This is a genomic window from Streptomyces sp. NPDC018029, from assembly GCF_044327655.1.
GTDB lineage: Bacteria > Actinomycetota > Actinomycetes > Streptomycetales > Streptomycetaceae > Streptomyces.
On record NZ_JBIRFV010000002.1, the window covers coordinates 700,496 to 717,954 of the forward strand.

General features: G+C 71.0%; 15 protein-coding genes, 1 tRNA gene and 1 pseudogene. 6 read left to right on the forward strand and 11 right to left on the reverse strand.

Annotated elements, in window-relative coordinates; translation table 11 throughout:
* Positions 1-16 precede the first annotated feature (16 nt).
* Together ACH4D5_RS07260 and ACH4D5_RS07265 are read left to right on the forward strand one after the other, a co-directional pair.
* Complete coding sequence (locus ACH4D5_RS07260) at positions 17-1,468, forward strand: glycoside hydrolase family 6 protein (protein WP_398299497.1); 1,452 nt, start codon at positions 17-19, stop codon at positions 1,466-1,468.
* 10 nt (positions 1,469-1,478) lie between these two features.
* Positions 1,479-2,567, forward strand: a complete 1,089-nt coding sequence (locus tag ACH4D5_RS07265) for a lytic polysaccharide monooxygenase (protein WP_398299499.1) — start codon at positions 1,479-1,481, stop codon at positions 2,565-2,567.
* Positions 2,568-2,664: 97 nt separating this feature from the next.
* Here ACH4D5_RS07265 and ACH4D5_RS07270 read toward each other — a convergent pair.
* Positions 2,665-2,749 (reverse strand) — tRNA-Leu (locus ACH4D5_RS07270).
* Positions 2,750-2,888: 139 nt separating this feature from the next.
* On the opposite strand from ACH4D5_RS07270, the gene ACH4D5_RS07275 reads away from it, so the two are divergent.
* Complete coding sequence (locus ACH4D5_RS07275) at positions 2,889-4,232, forward strand: DUF2254 domain-containing protein (RefSeq protein WP_398299501.1); 1,344 nt, start codon at positions 2,889-2,891, stop codon at positions 4,230-4,232.
* An 88-nt stretch (positions 4,233-4,320) separates the two neighbouring features.
* Here the strand turns inward: ACH4D5_RS07275 and ACH4D5_RS07280 are convergent, their stop codons facing one another.
* Positions 4,321-5,319 (reverse strand): ArsR/SmtB family transcription factor, encoded by a 999-nt coding sequence (locus ACH4D5_RS07280; protein ID WP_398299503.1) that lies wholly within the window; start codon positions 5,317-5,319, stop codon positions 4,321-4,323.
* A 284-nt stretch (positions 5,320-5,603) separates the two neighbouring features.
* Here ACH4D5_RS07280 and ACH4D5_RS07285 point away from each other — a divergent pair, with 284 nt between their 5' ends.
* Positions 5,604-6,092, forward strand: coding sequence for a hypothetical protein (locus ACH4D5_RS07285; protein ID WP_398299505.1), 489 nt, complete (start codon positions 5,604-5,606; stop codon positions 6,090-6,092).
* Positions 6,093-6,485: 393 nt separating this feature from the next.
* Here ACH4D5_RS07285 and ACH4D5_RS07290 read toward each other — a convergent pair whose 3' ends face one another.
* Entirely contained in the window at positions 6,486-6,920 is a 435-nt protein-coding gene (locus ACH4D5_RS07290) for an Rrf2 family transcriptional regulator (RefSeq protein WP_398299507.1), read from the reverse strand.
* 128 nt (positions 6,921-7,048) lie between these two features.
* On the opposite strand from ACH4D5_RS07290, the gene ACH4D5_RS07295 reads away from it, so the two are divergent.
* Together ACH4D5_RS07295 and ACH4D5_RS07300 are read left to right on the forward strand one after the other, a co-directional pair.
* Entirely contained in the window at positions 7,049-7,798 is a 750-nt protein-coding gene (locus tag ACH4D5_RS07295; RefSeq protein WP_398299509.1) for an SDR family NAD(P)-dependent oxidoreductase, read from the forward strand.
* Between the two features lie 318 nt (positions 7,799-8,116).
* A pseudogene (locus tag ACH4D5_RS07300) lies at positions 8,117-8,454 on the forward strand (acetate--CoA ligase family protein); the annotation flags it as partial.
* An 81-nt stretch (positions 8,455-8,535) separates the two neighbouring features.
* On the opposite strand, the gene ACH4D5_RS07305 reads toward ACH4D5_RS07300, so the two are convergent.
* The 8 genes from ACH4D5_RS07305 to ACH4D5_RS07340 all read right to left on the reverse strand — a co-directional run bounded on the left by ACH4D5_RS07305 (position 8,536) and on the right by ACH4D5_RS07340 (position 17,419).
* Positions 8,536-9,639: a sugar phosphate isomerase/epimerase family protein gene (locus ACH4D5_RS07305; RefSeq protein ID WP_398299511.1), complete on the reverse strand. Its 1,104-nt coding sequence runs from the start codon at positions 9,637-9,639 to the stop codon at positions 8,536-8,538.
* 148 nt (positions 9,640-9,787) lie between these two features.
* On the reverse strand, positions 9,788-11,164 hold the full coding sequence (locus ACH4D5_RS07310; RefSeq protein WP_398299513.1) for a nucleotide pyrophosphatase/phosphodiesterase family protein: 1,377 nt from the start codon (positions 11,162-11,164) through the stop codon (positions 9,788-9,790).
* Positions 11,161-12,330 carry a metabolite traffic protein EboE gene (gene eboE, locus ACH4D5_RS07315; protein WP_398299514.1) on the reverse strand — a complete coding sequence of 390 codons (1,170 nt, stop codon included), beginning with the start codon at positions 12,328-12,330 and terminating at the stop codon, positions 11,161-11,163. The genes ACH4D5_RS07310 and eboE overlap by 4 nt, the downstream gene beginning before the upstream one ends.
* A 3-nt stretch (positions 12,331-12,333) precedes the next feature.
* Positions 12,334-13,185 (reverse strand): TatD family hydrolase, encoded by an 852-nt coding sequence (locus ACH4D5_RS07320; protein ID WP_398299515.1) that lies wholly within the window; start codon positions 13,183-13,185, stop codon positions 12,334-12,336.
* 8 nt (positions 13,186-13,193) lie between these two features.
* Positions 13,194-13,877: an EboA domain-containing protein gene (locus tag ACH4D5_RS07325; RefSeq protein WP_398299516.1), complete on the reverse strand. Its 684-nt coding sequence runs from the start codon at positions 13,875-13,877 to the stop codon at positions 13,194-13,196.
* Entirely contained in the window at positions 13,874-14,869 is a 996-nt protein-coding gene (locus ACH4D5_RS07330) for a sugar phosphate isomerase/epimerase family protein (RefSeq protein WP_398299517.1), read from the reverse strand. Before ACH4D5_RS07330 ends, ACH4D5_RS07325 begins: the two co-directional genes overlap by 4 nt.
* Positions 14,866-16,062: an SCO3242 family prenyltransferase gene (locus ACH4D5_RS07335; RefSeq protein WP_398299518.1), complete on the reverse strand. Its 1,197-nt coding sequence runs from the start codon at positions 16,060-16,062 to the stop codon at positions 14,866-14,868. Before ACH4D5_RS07335 ends, ACH4D5_RS07330 begins: the two co-directional genes overlap by 4 nt.
* A 259-nt stretch (positions 16,063-16,321) precedes the next feature.
* A complete protein-coding gene (locus ACH4D5_RS07340) occupies positions 16,322-17,419 on the reverse strand; it encodes an inositol-3-phosphate synthase (RefSeq protein WP_398299993.1) in 1,098 nt (365 codons plus the stop codon).
* Between the last annotated feature and the right edge of the window lie 40 nt (positions 17,420-17,459).

Here is a 17,459-nt window from a genome sequence, read left to right on the forward strand (position 1 = left end):
CCATCCAGGAGCGCACATGCCCGACCCGACCAGACGCACGATCACCCGGCCCCGCAGGCCCCACCGCAAGCCATCAGCTGCCCTGGCCGCCGCCTTGAGCACCCTGCTGCTGGGAGCAGCGGTCCAGGTGGCCGCGCCCCCGGCGTCGGCGGCGGAGCCGCACGTCGACAACCCGTTCGCCGACGCGTCGTTCTACGTCAACCCGGACTATGCCCGCCTCGTCGAAGGGTCCATCGGCAAGACCACCGACGCGGCGCTCAAGTCCAAGATGGAGCAGGTCAAGAACGCTCCGACGGCCGTCTGGCTGGACCGGATCGCCGCCATTCACGGAAGCGACGCCAACGGAGGCCGCAAGAGCCTCGCCGACCACCTCGACCTGGCGCTCGCGCAGAAGAAGCCGGGCCGGCCGCTCGTCGCCTCGTTCGTGGTGTACGACCTGCCGGGCCGCGACTGCGCCGCCCTCGCCTCCAACGGCGAACTCCCGCTCACCTACAAGGGTTTGGCGCGCTACAAGGCCGAGTACATAGACGAGATCGCCAAGGTCTTCGCCAGACCCAAGTACCGGGACATTCGCATCACCACGGTCATCGAGCCGGACGGCCTGCCGAACCTGGTCACCAACCTCTCCGACCCGGAGTGCGCCCGGGCCAAGAGCAGCGGCATCCAAGTGGCCGCCACCCGGTACGCCCTGAACAAGCTGCACGCCATCCGGAACGTGTACACGTACATGGACGCCGGCCACTCCGGCTGGCTCGGCTGGGACACCAACCTCGCGCAGACCGCCGAGCTGTACACGGACGTCGTCCAAGGCACGAAGGCCGGTCTGCGCAGCGTGGACGGTCTGATCACGAACGTCTCCAACTACACGCCCCTCACCGAGCCGTTCCTCCCCGACCCGGACAAGACGGTCGGCGGCAACATGATCAAGTCGGGCACGTTCTACGGGTGGAACCCGAACTTCGACGAGTCGGACTTCACCAAGGCCCTGCACACCGCACTGGTCGCCAAGGGCTGGCCCGCTTCCACCGGGATGGCCGTCGACACCTCCCGCAACGGCTGGGGCGGCAGCGCCCGCCCGACCGCCGAGGGGACCAGCACCGTACTCGACACCTACGTCAGCCAGTCCAAGGTGGACCGCCGCACCCACCGCGGCCTGTGGTGCAACGTCGACGGCGCGGGGCTCGGCCGGCTCCCGCAGGCCGTGCCCGCCGACTCCCCGGACTCGCACCTCGACGCGTTCCTGTGGGTCAAGCCGCCGGGGGAATCGGACGGTGCGAGCAAGGACATCCCGAACGACGAGGGCAAGCGCCCGGACCCGATGTGCGACCCGGACCACACAGCGCCCGGCGCGGGCGGCAACCCGACCGGCGCCATGCCCGACGCGCCGCTGGCCGGGCACTGGTTCCACGATCAGTTCTCCATGCTCGTACGCAACGCCCACCCCGCCGTACCCACCGACGGCCCCTAGGAGACGGACGATGACTCGAAGCAAGAGACGACCACTGTCCTTACTCGCGGTGCTGGCCACCCTGCTCAGCGGGCTCGGTCTGGTCCTGGTCGGCCAGAACAGCGCGCAGGCGCACGGCGTGACGATGACGCCCGGATCGCGGACGTACCTCTGCTACCTGGACGCCAAGACCAGCACCGGCGCGCTCGACCCGACGAACCCGGCGTGCAAGGCGGCGCTCGCGGAGAGCGGCGCGAACGCGCTGTACAACTGGTTCGCCGTGCTCGACTCCAACGCGGGCGGGCGCGGTCCCGGCTACGTCCCGGACGGCAAGCTGTGCAGCGCCGGCGACCGCTCCCCGTACAACTTCACCGGCTACAACGCCGCCCGCGCCGACTGGCCCCGGACGCACCTCACCTCCGGAGCGACGATCAAGATCAAGCACAGCAACTGGGCGGCGCACCCGGGCGACTTCCGTGTGTACATCTCCAAGCCCGGCTACTCGCCCACGAAGCCGCTGGGCTGGGGCGACCTGGAACTCGTCCAGACCGTCACCGACCCGCCGCAGTCCGGTTCCGTGGGAAGCGAGTCCGGTCACTATTACTGGGACCTGAAGCTGCCCTCGGGCCGCTCCGGTGACGCGATGATGTTCATCCAGTGGGTGCGGTCGGACAGCCAGGAGAACTTCTTCTCCTGCTCCGACATCGTCTTCGACGGAGGCAACGGCGAGGTGACCGGCATCCGCGACGGCGCGGGAGGCCCCTCCCCCACCCCGACACCCACACCGACGCCGACCCCGAGCGATCCGCACACCGGGTGCATGGCCCTGTACAAGGTGACGAACTCCTGGAACGGCGGCTTCCAGGGTTCCGTCGAGGTGATGAACCACAACACCACCGCGCGCAACGGATGGGCCGTGCGCTGGCAGCCGGGCGCCGGCACCAAGATCGACCAGGTCTGGAACGGCACGCTCAGCCCGGGCTCCGACGGCACGGTCACGGTCAAGAACGTCGACCACAACCGCACCATCCCACCGGACGGCACCACCACATTCGGCTTCACCGCCACCTCGACCGGCAACAACCTGCCGACCGGCTCGATCACCTGCGTCAATCCGTAGCGACCCGCCTCGCCCCCTCGCGGAACCTCACGGAAACGACGAATCCCCACGGTTCGCGAAGAACCGTGGGGATTCGATTGATCCATTGATCCATTTGTGTCCGAGGGGGGACTTGAACCCCCACGCCCGATAAAGGGCACTAGCACCTCAAGCTAGCGCGTCTGCCATTCCGCCACCCGGACCAGGTGTCTGCCGCCCTGGGGTGTTCCCCGCGGCGACATGGACAACAATACCAAGGTTTCGGAGTGCCTTTCACCTGCGTATCCGTCCGCCGACCGCGGTATGCACGGTGACGCGCACCACCCCACCTAGAGTCTCACCATGAGTGACGGATCGATTACCGGGGGTACTGGCAGGCTCGGCGACGTGCAGGCCCGCCGCCCCCGGATGCTCTCCCCCTTGCGTGAGCACCTGCGGGACACCATGTGGTTCGCGCCGACCGCCGGGCTCGTGGGGGCCATGCTCCTGTGGTGGGCCGCGGCGGAGCTGGACATGGAGATCGTCGCGTCGTTGCGGGACGGGGGTGACTACGACGCGATCAAGGAGCTGATGGGGATCGCCGACGACGCCAAGGCGGTGATCAGCACCATCGGCAGCGCCATGATGACCTTCATCGGTGTCGTCTTCAGCATCTCGCTCGTGGCCGTGCAGATGGCCAGCGGGCAGTTCAGCCCGCGGGTGGTGCGGCTGTACGTCCGGTCCCGCATCACCAAGATCACGCTGACCGGGTTCCTCGCGACGTTCCTCTTCTCCCTCCTGACCCTCACCTCCTTCGACAGCGAGCGGGACCCCCGCCTCCTGACAAGCGTGCCGCTGGTGGAGTCGGTGCTGGCGATGATGATGGTGCTGCTGAGCCTGCTGCTCTTCGTGGCGTACGTGAACGGGACGGTACGAATGATGCGCATCGGTTTCGTCATCGACCGGATCGCCCGCGAGTCGTTCCGGGTCGCCGTGAAGCAGCCCACGGAGCTTTCGGTGGACACGAAGCGGCTCGGGCCCGAGACCGCCCGGGTCACGCATCACGGCAGGGCGGGCGTGCTGCGGGACGTGAACATCGCGCGGGCCGTGCGGGCGGCCCGACGACAAGGGGTCGTGCTGCGGCTGATCCCTCGGATCGGGGACTTCGTGGTGCCGGGGACGCCCGTGTTCACGGTGCACGGCGGCGCGGCGCCCTCGCGGCGGGCGCTCGCCTACACCGTGTCCGTGGGGGTGGAGCGGACCTTCCACCAGGATCTCGGGTTCGGTCTGCGGCAGCTGTCCGACATCGCACTGCGGGCCCTGTCGCCAGCGGTGAACGATCCGACGACCGCCGTGCAGGCCCTGGACCGCATCGTGCAGTTCCTCGCGTCGATCGCCCCGCACCCGCTCGGCGCACTCGGGCACCGCGACCGGCGCGGGGCGCTGCGGCTCGTCCAGTCGGTACCGGACTGGACCGCCCTCGTCGACCTCGGGTTCGCGGAGATCAGAGGCCACGCGGTCGGCAACCCCCAGGTGACCCGGCGCATGCTGGCCGGGCTCGACGATCTGCTGCTGCTCGTCCCCGAGGAGCGGCGCGCACCACTGCTGCGGCACCGGGAGCTCCTCGCCCAGGCCGTGGAGCGCTCGGTGCCGGAGGCGGCGGACCGTGTGTTCGCCCTGCGGCCGGACCGGCAGGGCATTGGGTGAACCGGGCAGGACCGGATCTCTCTCCCCCCCCCCCGCGGCCAGAAGGGCGGAGCACTGGCGCGGATGTGCAGCAGGGACACGTACTCATCTATGCCAAGTGCTGAGCCCTGGCCGATTGCTGCGCCGGGCGGCCCGCCAGGAGGTCGGCCCCGAGGGAGGTGACACGGTGGACGACCGCGTTCGCCCGGCGCTGGCTGGTGATGAGGCCCGCTCTGCGCAGGACGGTGAGGTGTTGGCTGGCGGAGGAGACGAGGATGTCGGCGAGCTCGGCGAGCTGGCTGGTGTTGCCGCCCTGCGCGGCGGCTTCGAGGACGGCGGCGCGGCTGTGGCCCAGAAGTCCGGTGAGGTGGTCCGACCGGTCGTGGGCGGGTGTGGCCGCAGGGATGCGGACGGCGACCGGGTAGACCAGGACTGGAGTGGTGTCCTGGCATACCAGGGTGATCGGGAGGCCGTGGCAGAAGTAGGACGGTACGAGGAGCAGACCCCGGCCCTCCAGGCGCAGTTCGCGGTCCGTCGGGTAGGTGACGTCCAGGGTCGGTGCGCGCCAGCGCAGCAGCGGTGAGAGGTCGGCCAGCAGGGTTTCCGTGCCGCCGTTCACCATCAGGTCGCTCGCACGGGCGTGTTCGCGGGCGACGCTTTCGTGAACAGCCGCGCGGAACGGGGCGACGGCAATGTCGTGGTGGTGGCGCAGGGCCTGTTCCAGGCGGCGTACGGCTGTCGCGTCGCCCGTGGTGAGGGCGCGGACATACGGGGCGGAGCGGGTGCGTAAGGGCAGGAGGGCAAGGTCTTCGCGCAGGCGCATGGCCGAGGTGCACAGCACCGGTTCCAGTGCCTCGGAGAAGTCGGGTGAAGTGCCGTACGGAGTGAGGAAGTCCGGGAAGTAGCCGCGCGGTGGGATGAGGTGCCGCAGGAGTCCGGTCCCAGGCGCGGGACGGGCCGCCACGGCACCGAGCCACTGCGCGCCCGCCAGCCCCTGTGGGCGCCGTTCCAGCCAGTGCACGCTGAGGGCGGTCTCCCACATCAGCGCGGGTGCGCGGGCCAGCCGGACGCGTCCGAGGTCGGCGGCGGTCATGCGGATACGCAGCATGTCGTTCCCCCTGAAGCCCTTCCCCGTCGCCCCGATGGTCAGTCGGAGCAGGGGGCCTTGCCACGCTTCCTTCCCTGCCGCGCGAGATTCATCACCTTGGTTCGCGTACCGCTTTGCCCGCGGGCGGGTTCCGCTCTCGCTCTGCCCACGAGGGCATGCCGCTCCGCCCGCGAGCCGTGGGGATGGTGTTTCAGAGGGAGTTGAAAGGGGTGCGCCCCGGGCGGACGTCTCGGCATAGTCGCGCACAGTCCGTCCTCTCACGGAGATCCGAGGAGATTCGTCCGATGCGTATCAAACGACTGCTGCTGTCCGTGATCGCGGTGCCGGCGCTGATCGCCGGAGGTGTCCTCACCGGGGGCACCGCCCAGGCGACGCCCCCGGCGAAGGACACCTCGGCGGTCCAGTGGCACCGGCTTCCTGCCGCGCCCGCCGCCTCGCAGGGGCCCGCCTTACGGGCCACCGCCCCGTCGACCGCCCCGGCCGCCGGGTACGTGGAATACAGCCCGGGCTCGGTCGCCCCCTGTTCGCGGGGTGTTCTCTGCGCGTCCGTGTGGAACCCCGTCACCAATAAGTGGCGCCAGTTCAACCTGTCGGCGTGCAACCTGTACAACGTGTTCTACTGGCAGGGCAACGGCGGCTACTTCGACAACCAGACCGGCGGCGTACGGTCGTACTTCTACGGCCAGAGCGGAAATGTGCTGCACTCGTTCACGCCGGACGCCAGGCAACACGCGTACAACTGGGACCAGGTGTACTCGGTCCGCAACTGCTGACCACCTCATCCCCACGGGGCCGCTCGGGACACCGAAGCACCGCTCACGGTGCCCGGGCAGGCACCCCTTGGTCGTCCCCGGACCGCAGTCCGCTGAAGCCGTTCATCCAGCGTGTAGAAGGCCATCGCAACAAGGAGAACGTCGGCGTCCACCACCTCCGCGAAAATGGGTCGAGTACTGGGTGCTCCCGCTGCGCGAAGCCACTCAGGGCACCCACGCCACCACGGCGACCGCAGCCCTTACAGCGCGGGCTGGCGTGCTCGCCAGTGCCGTTGCTCGGGGCGCGCGTCAACGTGGTGGTCGGCCAGCTGCCGGGCACGGCGGCCGCGCCCCCGCAGGCTCGGGGACGCTCCAGCCCTGGCCATCAGGTTGCACGAGGGCGTAACGGGGAGGCTAGCGAGGTGCCGCGAGTACGTCCCGAAGGACGTCCTCAAGCGTGACGCGGGCCAGCTCGCCTCTCAGGGTCTCCTCGATGCCCTCGTAGATGCCCTGCATAGCCGGCTGAATGCCGTGACCCACCACGCATCCCTGGTCCGGGGTGGTGCGGTGCATCGCGAACAGCGGGCCGGGTTCCACTGCCTCGTACACGTCGAGCAGGGTCATCGACTCCAGCTCGCGTGCCAGCGACCAGCCCGCGCCCACGCCCCGCCGGGACTCCACGAGCCCGGCCCTGCGCAGCTCGCCGAGCAACCGCCTGATCACCACGGGGTTGGTGTTCGCGCTGGTCGCGATCTGCTCGGAGGTGGCGACCTCATGGCCCTGGCGCTGATAGAGACCGATCCAGGCCAGCGCGTGGGCGGCGATGGTCAGCCTGCTGTTGGCACTCATGTGCCCCTCCTCTCGGCCGCAACGCTTTATGTTACGACAGCGCAGTCGTAACAGCGAAGGTTGCAACAGGCGGTCGTAACAATTAACGTTGCGACTGCCGGGAAGAGTCAATCAACGAGGTGAGAAGAATGAGCAAGCCACTCACGGGCAAGGTCGCCCTGGTCACCGGGGGGTCGCGGGGACTGGGAGCCGCGACCGTACGACTGCTGGCCGAGCAGGGCGCCGACGTCGCCTTCACCTACGTCAGCTCCGAGAAGCAGGCACAGGCCGTCGTCGACGAGGTGCACGGCAAGGGGGCCAAGGCCGTCGCCTTCCAGTCCGACCAGGCGGACACGAGCCGGGCGCCGGCACTGATCGACGACGTGGTCGCGCACTTCGGCGGCCTGGACATCCTGGTCAACAACGCGGCGATCTCCGTGGCTGGCACGGTGGACGACCCGGACGCCGACACCGCCGCCCTGGACCGGATGCACGCCACCAACTACCTCGGCGTGATCGCCGTCATCCGGGCCGCCTCCCGAGTGCTGCGCACGGGCGGCCGCATCATCACGGTGAGTTCCGGACTGGGCTCCCGGGTCGGCGCCCCCGGCCTTGCCGACTACTCGGCGACCAAGTCAGGCATCGAGAGGTACACCATGGGCGTCGCACGCGACCTCGGGCCCCGGAACATCACAGCCAACGTCGTGGAGGCCGGGCTGATGGAGGGCGGCATGCAACCGCCGGACCCCGACACCCTCAAGGCCCTGGTCAGCTCGCTGTCCCTGCAACGCATGGGACACCCCGACGAAATCGCCGCGGCGATCGCCTTCCTGGCGAGCCCCGCCGCGTCATACATCACGGGCGCGGTGCTGGACGCCCACGGCGGCTACAACGCCTGAACCCGAACCCCTGCCACGCGCTCCGGGCAACTCCCTCTTGCTGAACCTGGACATTGCGAGTCAGGAGCGGCTCTCATGCGTCGGCGTTTGCGATGGAGCTGCCGCCTTCCGTGGCGTACTCACACTCAGGCCGTGAGCGCCGGGACCGTGTTGGCCTATGTCGCCGCCAACCCCCCGCACCCCGAGCCGGAGGTGCGCATCGCCGTGCTCCTGCTCACCCAGTGGGCCGCACGCGCAGACATCGGGAAGCTCACCGGACAGGACCTCTCCGGCTGGCTCGAAGGTGACGCCGAGTGGGCGCTCGAGCAGCTCGACGCGGTGCGCACCGAAGGGCGTACGTCGCTGACCGCCCCCGAGAGCAAGGTGATCGCGGACGCCTACGGAATCGCCGTATCGGCCGAAGAGTTCACGTCCGACGTCGACGAGGCCGTGGCGCACGCCGCACGCTTCGACGGGCCCGTCGTCCTGAAGATCGTCTCTCTCCCCCCGACATCCTGCACAAGACGGAGGCGGGTGGCGTGGTGGTCGGTGTCGAGGGCGCCGTCGAGGTGCGGGCGGCCTTCCACCAGGTCGTCGAGAACGCCCGCGCGTACGCGCCCGGCGCCCGTATCGACGGCGTCCAGGTGCAGGAGCTGCTTCCCGACGGCCCCTCGGTGAGGAGATGTCGTGACGTGACCACGCATGGAGGGGGCCCTCCCTCCGTCGGCCGAGAGGGCCCCCTCTATATAGGCGTGCGCTCAGTCGCCGCAGCGGCCGGTGCGCAGTGAGTGCAGGTGCTCGCTGGACTTGCGCGCGAAGGCGTAGGACTCGGCCGGGTTGTCGTGCTCGGTCTGCCAGTGGTGGTAGCGCTTGCCGTGGTGGGTGCGTGCGGTCACCTTGGACAGGAACTTCTTGTAGTCGATGTCGCCGTCGCCGACGTCCGTCATGCGGTAGCCGTCGCGCGTGGTCTCGTCGCGGATGCCGTCCTTGACGTGGAACAACGGGTATCGGTGGGGCTGCTTGAGTACGTAGTCGAGCGGGTCGAAGGGGGCGGGGGTGCCGTCGGGCCGCTTGCCGAACCGGAACTGGGCGCTGTAGGCCCAGTAGATGTCCATCTCCAGGTACACGAAGTCGGGGTCGGTCTCGGCGAGCAGCACGTCGTAGAGCCGGACCTTCGGCTTGTCGGTGGCGAAGGAGAACTCTTCGGCGTGGTTGTGCTGGTAGAACTTCATGCCGCGTTTGCGGGCCGCTTCGCCGTACGTATTGAAGTCCTCCGCCGCACGTTTCCAGGCGTCGACGGTGGTGCCGTAGCGGAAGGGTCCCGACGCGGTGCCGATGTGCTTCAGGCCGAGGGCCTCGGCGTCGTCGAGGACCTTGGTGAGGTTCTGCGCGAACGTGTACGCGTTGGGGTTGTTGTCGGCGTAGTAGCCGACGTGGGAGCCGATGGGACGCAGACCGTGGTCCCGCGCCAGCGCCTTCAGCTGGGCAAGTGTGATGGCGCCTGCCGAACCCTGGGTGTAGCCGGCGAATTCGATCTCGTCGTACCCGTACTTCTCCAACTCCGCGAAGACGGGGGCGAATCCGAGGGTGGAGACCTTGTCGCGGAGGCTGTAGAGCTGAATGCCGAGCCGGCCGGGCGGCAGGACGGGACGCCCGCGGCCCTTCCCCGCGCCGGCCGGCGCGGTCGAGCCGGTCGAGCCGGCCGAGCCGCTTGAAGCGGTCGGGCCGGTCGACGCTGCGGCCGTCGGTGCGGCCGCGCCGACGAGGGCCGCGGCGGTCGCACCGGCGGCCACACCGAGCATGCCGCGTCGGCTGAGTCTGCGGGCGAGTTCGGGATCGGTGGAGGATGGCTTGCGGATCATGCGGTTCTCCTCGGCTGGCTCGGGGTCGCGTCAGGGATGGGTTCGAAGAACGGATCGGGGATCACTGAGGGTCGGACCCTGATGGCAGGGCCCGAGCCTTCTGGTTCAGTGGAGATCAAGCAGATTCAGCGGCGCGGGCAAGCGGTCGTCACCGCAGGCCCGCGAGGTCGAGCAGGAGCGATTTCACATCGGTGGCCGCGACGCGGCCGCTGACAGCGCGGGGGGTGGAGCACAGAATGAGCGGACTTTCGTCCTCGCTCGTGGGGAGGCGGCCATGGCTGCCGCGAATAGGTGACGGGTCCAGGGGCACGACCGCCATGCGATAGCGCATGCCGAGCTTCTTGCGGGCCAGCGCGCCCGCGGCCTTGACGCGGACGTAGGGGTCCTCGGGGTCCATGAAGAGCTCGACGGGGTCGTAGCCGGGTTTGCGATGGATCTCGACGAGCTGCGCGAAGTCGGGCGCGCGGGCGTCGTCGAGCCAGTAGTAGTACGTGAACCAGGCATCCGGCTCCGCGACGGCGACGAGTTCACCGGAGCGGGGATGGTCCAGGTGGTGTGCCTTCTTGCCCTCGTCGTCGAGGAGCTGGTCGATGCCGGGGACGTCCTTGAGGGCGGCGCGCGTGGTGTCGAGGTCTTCCGGGCGGCGGACGTAGACGTGGGCGATCTGGTGGTCGGCGACGGCGAAGGCTCGGGACGCCATCGGGTCGAGGTACTCCATGCCGTCCTGGGTGTGTACCTCCAGCAGGCCCGCGCGGCGCAGTGTCCGGTTGATGTCGACGGGCCGGCTCACCCGGGTGATGCCGTACTCGGAGAGCGCGACGACAGTGCGGCCCTCCACTTTCGCGTCGTCCAGGAGCGGGGCGAGGGTCGCGTCCAGGTCGGCGGCCGCCTGGATGGAGCGCGGGTCGTCGGGGCCGAAGCGCTGCAGGTCGTAGTCGAGGTGAGGGAGGTAGCACAGGGCCAGGTCGGGGTGGCGGGTGTCGATGATGTGCCGGGTGGCATCCACGATCCAGCGGCTGGACACGATGTCCGCGCCGGGCCCCCAGAAGTGGAAGAGGGGGAACGTGCCGAGCTTCTCGGTGAGTTCGTCGTGGAGGGCCGGGGGCCGGGTGTAGCAGTCGGGTTCTTTGCGGCCGTCGGCGTAGTACACGGGCCGGGGGGTGACGGTGAAGTCGGTGTCGGCGCCCATGGCATACCACCAGCAGATGTTGGCGACGGTGTAGCCGGGGTGAGCGCGGCGGGCGGCGTCCCACAGTTTGTCCCCGGCGACGAGGCCGTTGTGCTGACGCCACAGGAGTACGTCGCCGAGCTCCCGGAAGTACCAGCCGTTGCCGACGATGCCGTGCTCGGCGGGGGTGGTGCCGGTGAGGAAGGTGGACTGGGCGGCGCAGGTGACGGCGGGCAGGACGGTGCCGAGCGGTGCTCGGGACCCGGACTGGCCGAGCGTTTTGAGGCGGGGCATGTGGTCGAGGAGGCGCGGGGTGAGGCCGACGACGTCAAGAACCAGCAAGGGGGTCGGGGTCATGGGAGTTCCTTGAGGCCGAGGTCAGTCAGGAGATCGCGGGCGAGGGCGAGTTCGGCGGCGATGCCCTCGGCGAGCTGCGGGCGGCCGCGCGGGCGCAGTGCCGGCGGGAGGGCCTGCCAGGTGTACGTCTCGACCTCGAGGTGGCGGGTGAGGGGGACGGAGCCGCCGACGAGCCGGGTCAGGACGTCCTGGAGCACGGGGAGCGTGGAGGTCAGCGGTGGGACGGGAGCGGCGTGCAGGGGGACGTGGAAGTGGGCGCGCCAGGGCGCCGTGTCGGGCAGGGCGTCCGTGGTGAGTGCTTCGCCGAGGTCGTCGGTGCCGCGCAGGCCGGTGCGGGTCAGGGTTCGGGTCTGGTGGAGGAAGCGGGGTTCGTCGAAGGCGGCGAGTGCCTCGCGTACGTCGGGGAGGTGGGGGTGTTCGGCATGGAGCGCGGCGGACAGCTGCGACTTGACGACGGGGATGCCCGCGGCTGCGAGAGCGTCGAGGGCGTCACCTGGGTCCTCGAAGGAGGTGGCGAGGTGGCAGGTGTCGACGCAGACACCGATGCGGTCGTGGCCGACCGCGGTGAGCGGGGCGATGGCGTCGGCGGTGGTCTCGACGGTGCAGCCGGGTTCTGGTTCGAGGCCGATGCGGATGGAGCGGCCGGTCAGTTCGGCGAGGGCGTCGAGGCGTTGCGCGAGCGCGGTGAGGGCCGTGCGGGCGGCCTCGGCACGGAGGTCGTCGAAGGGGGTGCGCCAGGCGAGCGGCAGGGTGGAGATGGTGCCTTCGGTGACGTCGTCGGGGAGCAGGGCGGCGAGCAGCCGGGCCAGGTCGGTGGTGTGGGTGAGGCGCTCCGGGTCGGTCCAGTCCGGCTTGTACACGCGGTACTTGACCTGTTCGGCGCCGAAGCCCTGATAGGGGAAGCCGTTGAGCGTGACGACTTCGAGGCCGCGCCGGTCGAGTTCGGTGCGCAGGCCGCGCAGCGCGGCGGGGTCGGTGACGAGGGCGTGCGCGGCGTCCTTGGCGAGCCACAGACCGATGCCGATGCGGTCCCTGCCGAGCCGTTTGCGCACGGGCTCGCAGTGGTCACGGAGCTGGGCGAGCACGCCGTCGAGAGTCTCGGCGGGGTGGACGTTCGTGCAGTAGGCGAGGTGGATGGTGGAGCCGTCGGGGTGCCGGAAGCGCATGGCTCACGCCCCGCCGCGCAGGATGGAGTTCCCCTCGTGGGTCGTCGTGTCCGGTTCCCGCACGTCGAGCCGGAGCCGGCCGCTGAGGCCGTAGAAGGCCACGGGGTTGCGCCACAGCACGAGGTCCACGTCGTCCTCGCCGAACCCGGTCGCCAGCATGGCGTCGGCGACCTTGCGGGTCTTGAGGGGGTCGCTCTTGCCCCAGTCGGCGGCGGAGTTGATGAGCACCCGGTCGGGTCCGAAGTCTCGCAGGATGGCGACCATCCGTTCCTCGTCCATCTTGGTGTCGGGATAGACGGAGAAGCCCAGCCAGCAGCCGCTGTCCTTGGCCTCCTTGACGGTGGTCTCGTTGAGGTGGTCGATCAGGACGCGGTCCATGGGCAGGGCGGACTCGCGGACGACATCGATCGTGCGGCGCAGACCCGCGAGCTTGTCACGGTGCGGGGTGTGCACGAGAGCGGGCAGCTCGTGGTCGGCGGCGAGCTGCAGCTGGGTGGCGAGCGCGGTGTCCTCGGCCGGCGTCATGGAGTCGTAGCCGATCTCCCCGACGGCGACGACGTTGTCCTTGACGAGATAGCGGGGCAGTTCGTCGAGGACGGGCGTGCAGCGGGGGTCGTTCGCCTCCTTGGGGTTGAGGGCGATCGTGCAGTGGTGGGCGATGCCGTACTGCGCCGCGCGGAAGGGTTCCCAGCCGAGGAGGGAGTCGAAGTAGTCGAAGAAGGAGGCGGGCGAGGTGCGGGGCTGACCGAGCCAGAAGGCGGGCTCCACGACCGCGCGGATACCTGCGGCATACATCGCCTGATAGTCGTCGGTGGTACGGGACGTCATGTGGATGTGGGGATCGAAGATACGCATCAGGACTCCTACTCCTCGCCGGACGGAGGGCCCGCGAGGCCCGTGGGGGCCGAGGGCGGCTCGGGGGACTCTGGGGCGGTCAGACGCAGGGCGCGGTGCAGGTCACCGGGGACGGTACGGCCGGCCGCCGTCCGCTCACTCGCGTAGTCGCCGAGCATGCGGGCGAGTTCGTCGTCCCCTCGGGCGCGCCTGGGCAGGTCGGCGACGGCGTCCACGGGGACTCCGGTGAACAGGCACTTGAGGACGGCGTGGCGCCAGTCGTGCGGGGCGAGGTGGGCGGCGGCGTAGGGGCCGACGGCGGCGGCGACGAGCCTCGTGTCGTTGGTGCGGAGGGCGTCCTCGACCAGGGGCAGCGCTTCGGGGCCGGGCACCAGGTCGGGCAGGGCCAGGAGGACGGCACGGCGTTCGTCGGCGGTGCCGTGGGCGTAGACGCGGGCGAGGGTGGCCGGGGTCGCGTTCGCGGCGTGCAGCAGCAGGATTCGGGCTGCGTCGGCATGGTCGGCGCCGCAGCGTCGTCCGGCCTCGGCGAACCGCAACTCCCATGTGGCAAGAGGTCCCTGCCTCTCCTGCTCGGATCGTCCTCCGTGGGCGGCGGCCTCGGCGGTGGCCTGGTCGAGCCAGGCGCGGGCGGCTCCGCCGAGATCGGCTTCGAGGCGGGTTCGGAGGGCGGCGATCCCGGGGGTCTCGGTCACGGGGTACCTCCTTCGGCGTGAGCGGCAGCGGGAGCGTGAGGAGCAGGAGCAGGAGCAGGAGGTGTAGCGGGAGCATCGGCGGCAGTGCCGGTGGTGGCCGCCGCTGGGGTGGCGGATGTGGCGCGGCGCAGGAAGTCGATGGAGCGGGTGGCGAGGTCGGGGCCCGCGTGGGAGTGGCGGGGCAGTTCGACGACGGTCAGCCCTTGGTAGCCGACGGCTGCCAGTGCTTCGAGGACGGGCGGGAAGTCGATCTCCCCGTCACCGAAGGGCAGGTGTTCGTGGACTCCGCGGCGCATGTCTTCGATCTGGACGTGTCGCAGCCAGGGGGCGGCGGCGCGCACGCAGTCCGCGGGAGGGAGTGGTTCGAGGCACTGGCAGTGGCCGATGTCGAGGGTGAGTCCGAGCAGCTCGGGGTCGGGGTCGTCGAGCTCGTGGCGCAGGCGGTGGAAGTCGGCGAGGGAGGAGAGGAGGTGACCTGGTTCGGGCTCGACCGCGAGCGGGACGCCGGCGCCGGACGCGGCGTCGAGCACGGGGCCGAGTGCGTCGGCGAGGCGCTGCCACGCGGTGTCGTCCGAGGTGCCCGCCGGGGTGATGCCGCTGAAGCAGTGCACGGCGTGGGCGCCCAGGTCGGCGGCGACCCGGACGGCGCGGACGAGGAGGCTGACACGTTCGGTGCGTCGTTCCGGATCGGGATCCAGGAGGGAGGGGCCGTGCTTGTGGCGCGGGTCGAGGACATAGCGGGCGCCCGTTTCGACGGTGGCGGTCAGGCCGAGGTGGTCGAGCCTGCGGGAAACCTGTCGGGTGCGGGCGGCGAGATCGGGGGCGAGGGGGTCGAGGTGCATGTGGTCGAGGGTCAGGCCGACGCCCGCGTAGCCGAGGTCGGCGAGGAGGCCGAGGGCGTCGTCGAGGCGGAGGTCGGTGAGACCGTTGGTGCCGTAGCCGAAGCGGAGCCCGTCGGCCGGGTGGGGGTGGCGTGGGGCCATACCCGTCATGTGACGCTCACCTTCCGTGCGAACTTGCGGGCGGCGGGGGCGAGGGCCGCGGTCAGCAGGGCGGTGCCCGCGGCGCCGGCGCGGGCGGCCAGGGCGGCCTGCAGCGGGATCATGGCGCGGATCCCGCCGCCGACGGCCCGCTGTGTGAGGGGAGGTGACGGATTGAGGACGGCGTGGAAGAGGGGTTTGGCAGCGGTCCCGACGTAGGCGAGGGCGAGCGCGCCACGGAGGGCCTGGCGGCCGGTACGGAGGGTGGCGCCGACGCCTTGACCGTCCGGGAAGCCTCCTTGGCCGAGCTGACCGACCTGGCCGAACTGGCCGAACTGACCGGGGCGGAGACGCCGCCGAGCGCTCTGACCGCTCAGCTCGCGCCGGGCGGCGCCCTCACGGTCGCCTGCATCACTCCGACCGCCCCAGAAGGTACCTCGCGTACCGCTCCGGCCACCGCCTCGACCACCCCCGCTGCCGGACCCACCTTCACCGCCGGGCCGCCCCCCGCTGCCGGGCCCACCCTCGCCGCCGAGCCCACCCCCGCCGCCAGGCTCGCCCCCACCGCCGAGGCCACCTCCCACCAGCCCTGCCAGTACGGCCGTCGCCGCCAAGGCGGCCAAGGGGGCGGTCGAGGAGCCGCCCTGGGCCTCGCGGCGGGAGACCACGGTGACGGCGAGGGTGTGGGCGGCGAGGACTCCGGCGGAAGGGGCGGCGGCCTTGGCGCTCGGGCCGTGGCCGGGGCCCGCGGTGGCGGTCGCGCCGAGGAGCAGGTCGAGGCCGCGCGCGGCGGCCATGGCTACCGGTCCTGCGGGCGTGTGCTTCAGGCCGAGGTCGTAGGCCCACACCGTGCCGGCCAGGGCGCTCGCCATCGTGAGGGAGGGACGGCCCGCGCGGGAGGCGAGGGCCAAGCCCGTGACGGTGAGGGCGGTCGCGGCGGCGAGGGCCGCGGGCGGGGTGATGCGGCCGGACGGCAGGGGGCGTTCGGGGCGCTCGACGGCGTCCTCGGCGCGGTCCGCCCAGTCGTTGAGGGCCATGCCGGCCTCGTACAGACAGAGAGAGGAACCGATAGCAAGGAGGGTGCGGTGATTGGGACGCACGTTGGTTGTCGCCGCCCCGGCGAGGGTGTCGCCGGGGACGGTGAACAAGGCGGGCAGCCGGAGGAGTTCGACCCAGGCGCGGGCGGCGCCGTGTGCGGCGTTCATACGGCCTCACTCGCCGGCACGGCGCCCGCACCCTCGAAGGCAGGGCGCGCACCCTCCAACTCAAGGCGCACACCCTCCAACTCAAGGCGCGCACCCCCGAAAGCGACGCGGGGGCACCCCATCGCCGGGCGCCGGTGCGCGGCACGCAGCATGCCGCGACCACCCGGCCCGGGGCCCGCGCCCCTCCGCCCAGGGCGCCCCCTCCTAAGCCCAAGCTCCCCACCCCACGAGACGACGCCCCCACTCCCCCACCACCCGCTCATCGGTCCCCCTCCCCCAACCGCTCCGCGAAGCCCAAGAGGGAGGTGAACTGGTCGCCCAGGGCGGCGGGGGCGCCGGGGTCCGGGTCCTTGAAGTAGAAGGCGAGGGCGGGGAGAGGGCCGGAGAGGCCTCGTTCGTGGGCGCGGGATGTGAGGCGGGCGAGGTCCAGGATCAGGGGGGCGGCGAGGGCCGAGTCGCAGCCCTGCCAGGTGGTCTGGAGGACCATGCGGGTGCCGAGGAAGCCGTCGAAGGCGATGTGGTCCCAGGCCGTCTTCCAGTCGCCGAGGGTGGGCACGTCGTCTATGTGGACCTCGCCTTCGGGGGTGGTGCCCAGCGTGTCGGCGAGGACGCGTTCCTTGCCCGCGTTCTTCGCGGCGGCGGCCGCCGGGTCGGCCAGGGCGGCGCCGTCCCCGCCGCCCAGGAGGTTCGTGCCCGACCAGGCGCGCACGGCGAGTGCCCGCTGCGCGAACATCGGGCCGAGCACGGAGCGGAGGAGGGTCTGGCCGGTCTTGCCGTCCCGGCCGGCGTACGGGAGGCCGGAGGCGCGTGCCGCCTCGGCGAGGCGGGGGTGGTGCAGGCCGGTGGAGGGGGTGAAGTTGACGTAGGGGCAGCCGGCGCGGAGGGCGGCTGCCGCGTAGAGGGAGCTGGCGGGCAGTCGCGCGTCGTCGTCCGTGGGGCGGGGTTCGGTGGAGGCGACGTTCACGACCACCGCGCGGGCCAGTCCGCGGCGGTGCACGAAGTCGCGGAGGTCGGCGGTGAAGGCGTCGATGAGTTCCTCGTCGCTGCGGGAGTCGCCGGGCTGGGGGCCGCCGGGGCGGATTTCGGCGTCGGCGGCGGCGAGTTCGGCGCGTACCGCCGAGGGGAGGCCGTGCGGCAGGACGCCGCCGGCGGCGAGTTCCTCGGCGCGTTTGGGCAGGGGGCAGCTCGTGGTGTCGTGGCCGCCGAAGACGAGCGACGACAACGTTGGCAGTCCGCGGTCCAGAAAGGGCGGGGTTTCGGTCACCATGCCGGTGGGGGCGTGCAGTCCGGCGGCCACCGCCGCACAGCCGGCGACGGCCGTGGTCGCGACCGAGCCACGTGCCCCGATCAGCCACACGCCGGTGGGCCCGACGGGCGACGTCCCGAGGGGGGAAGTA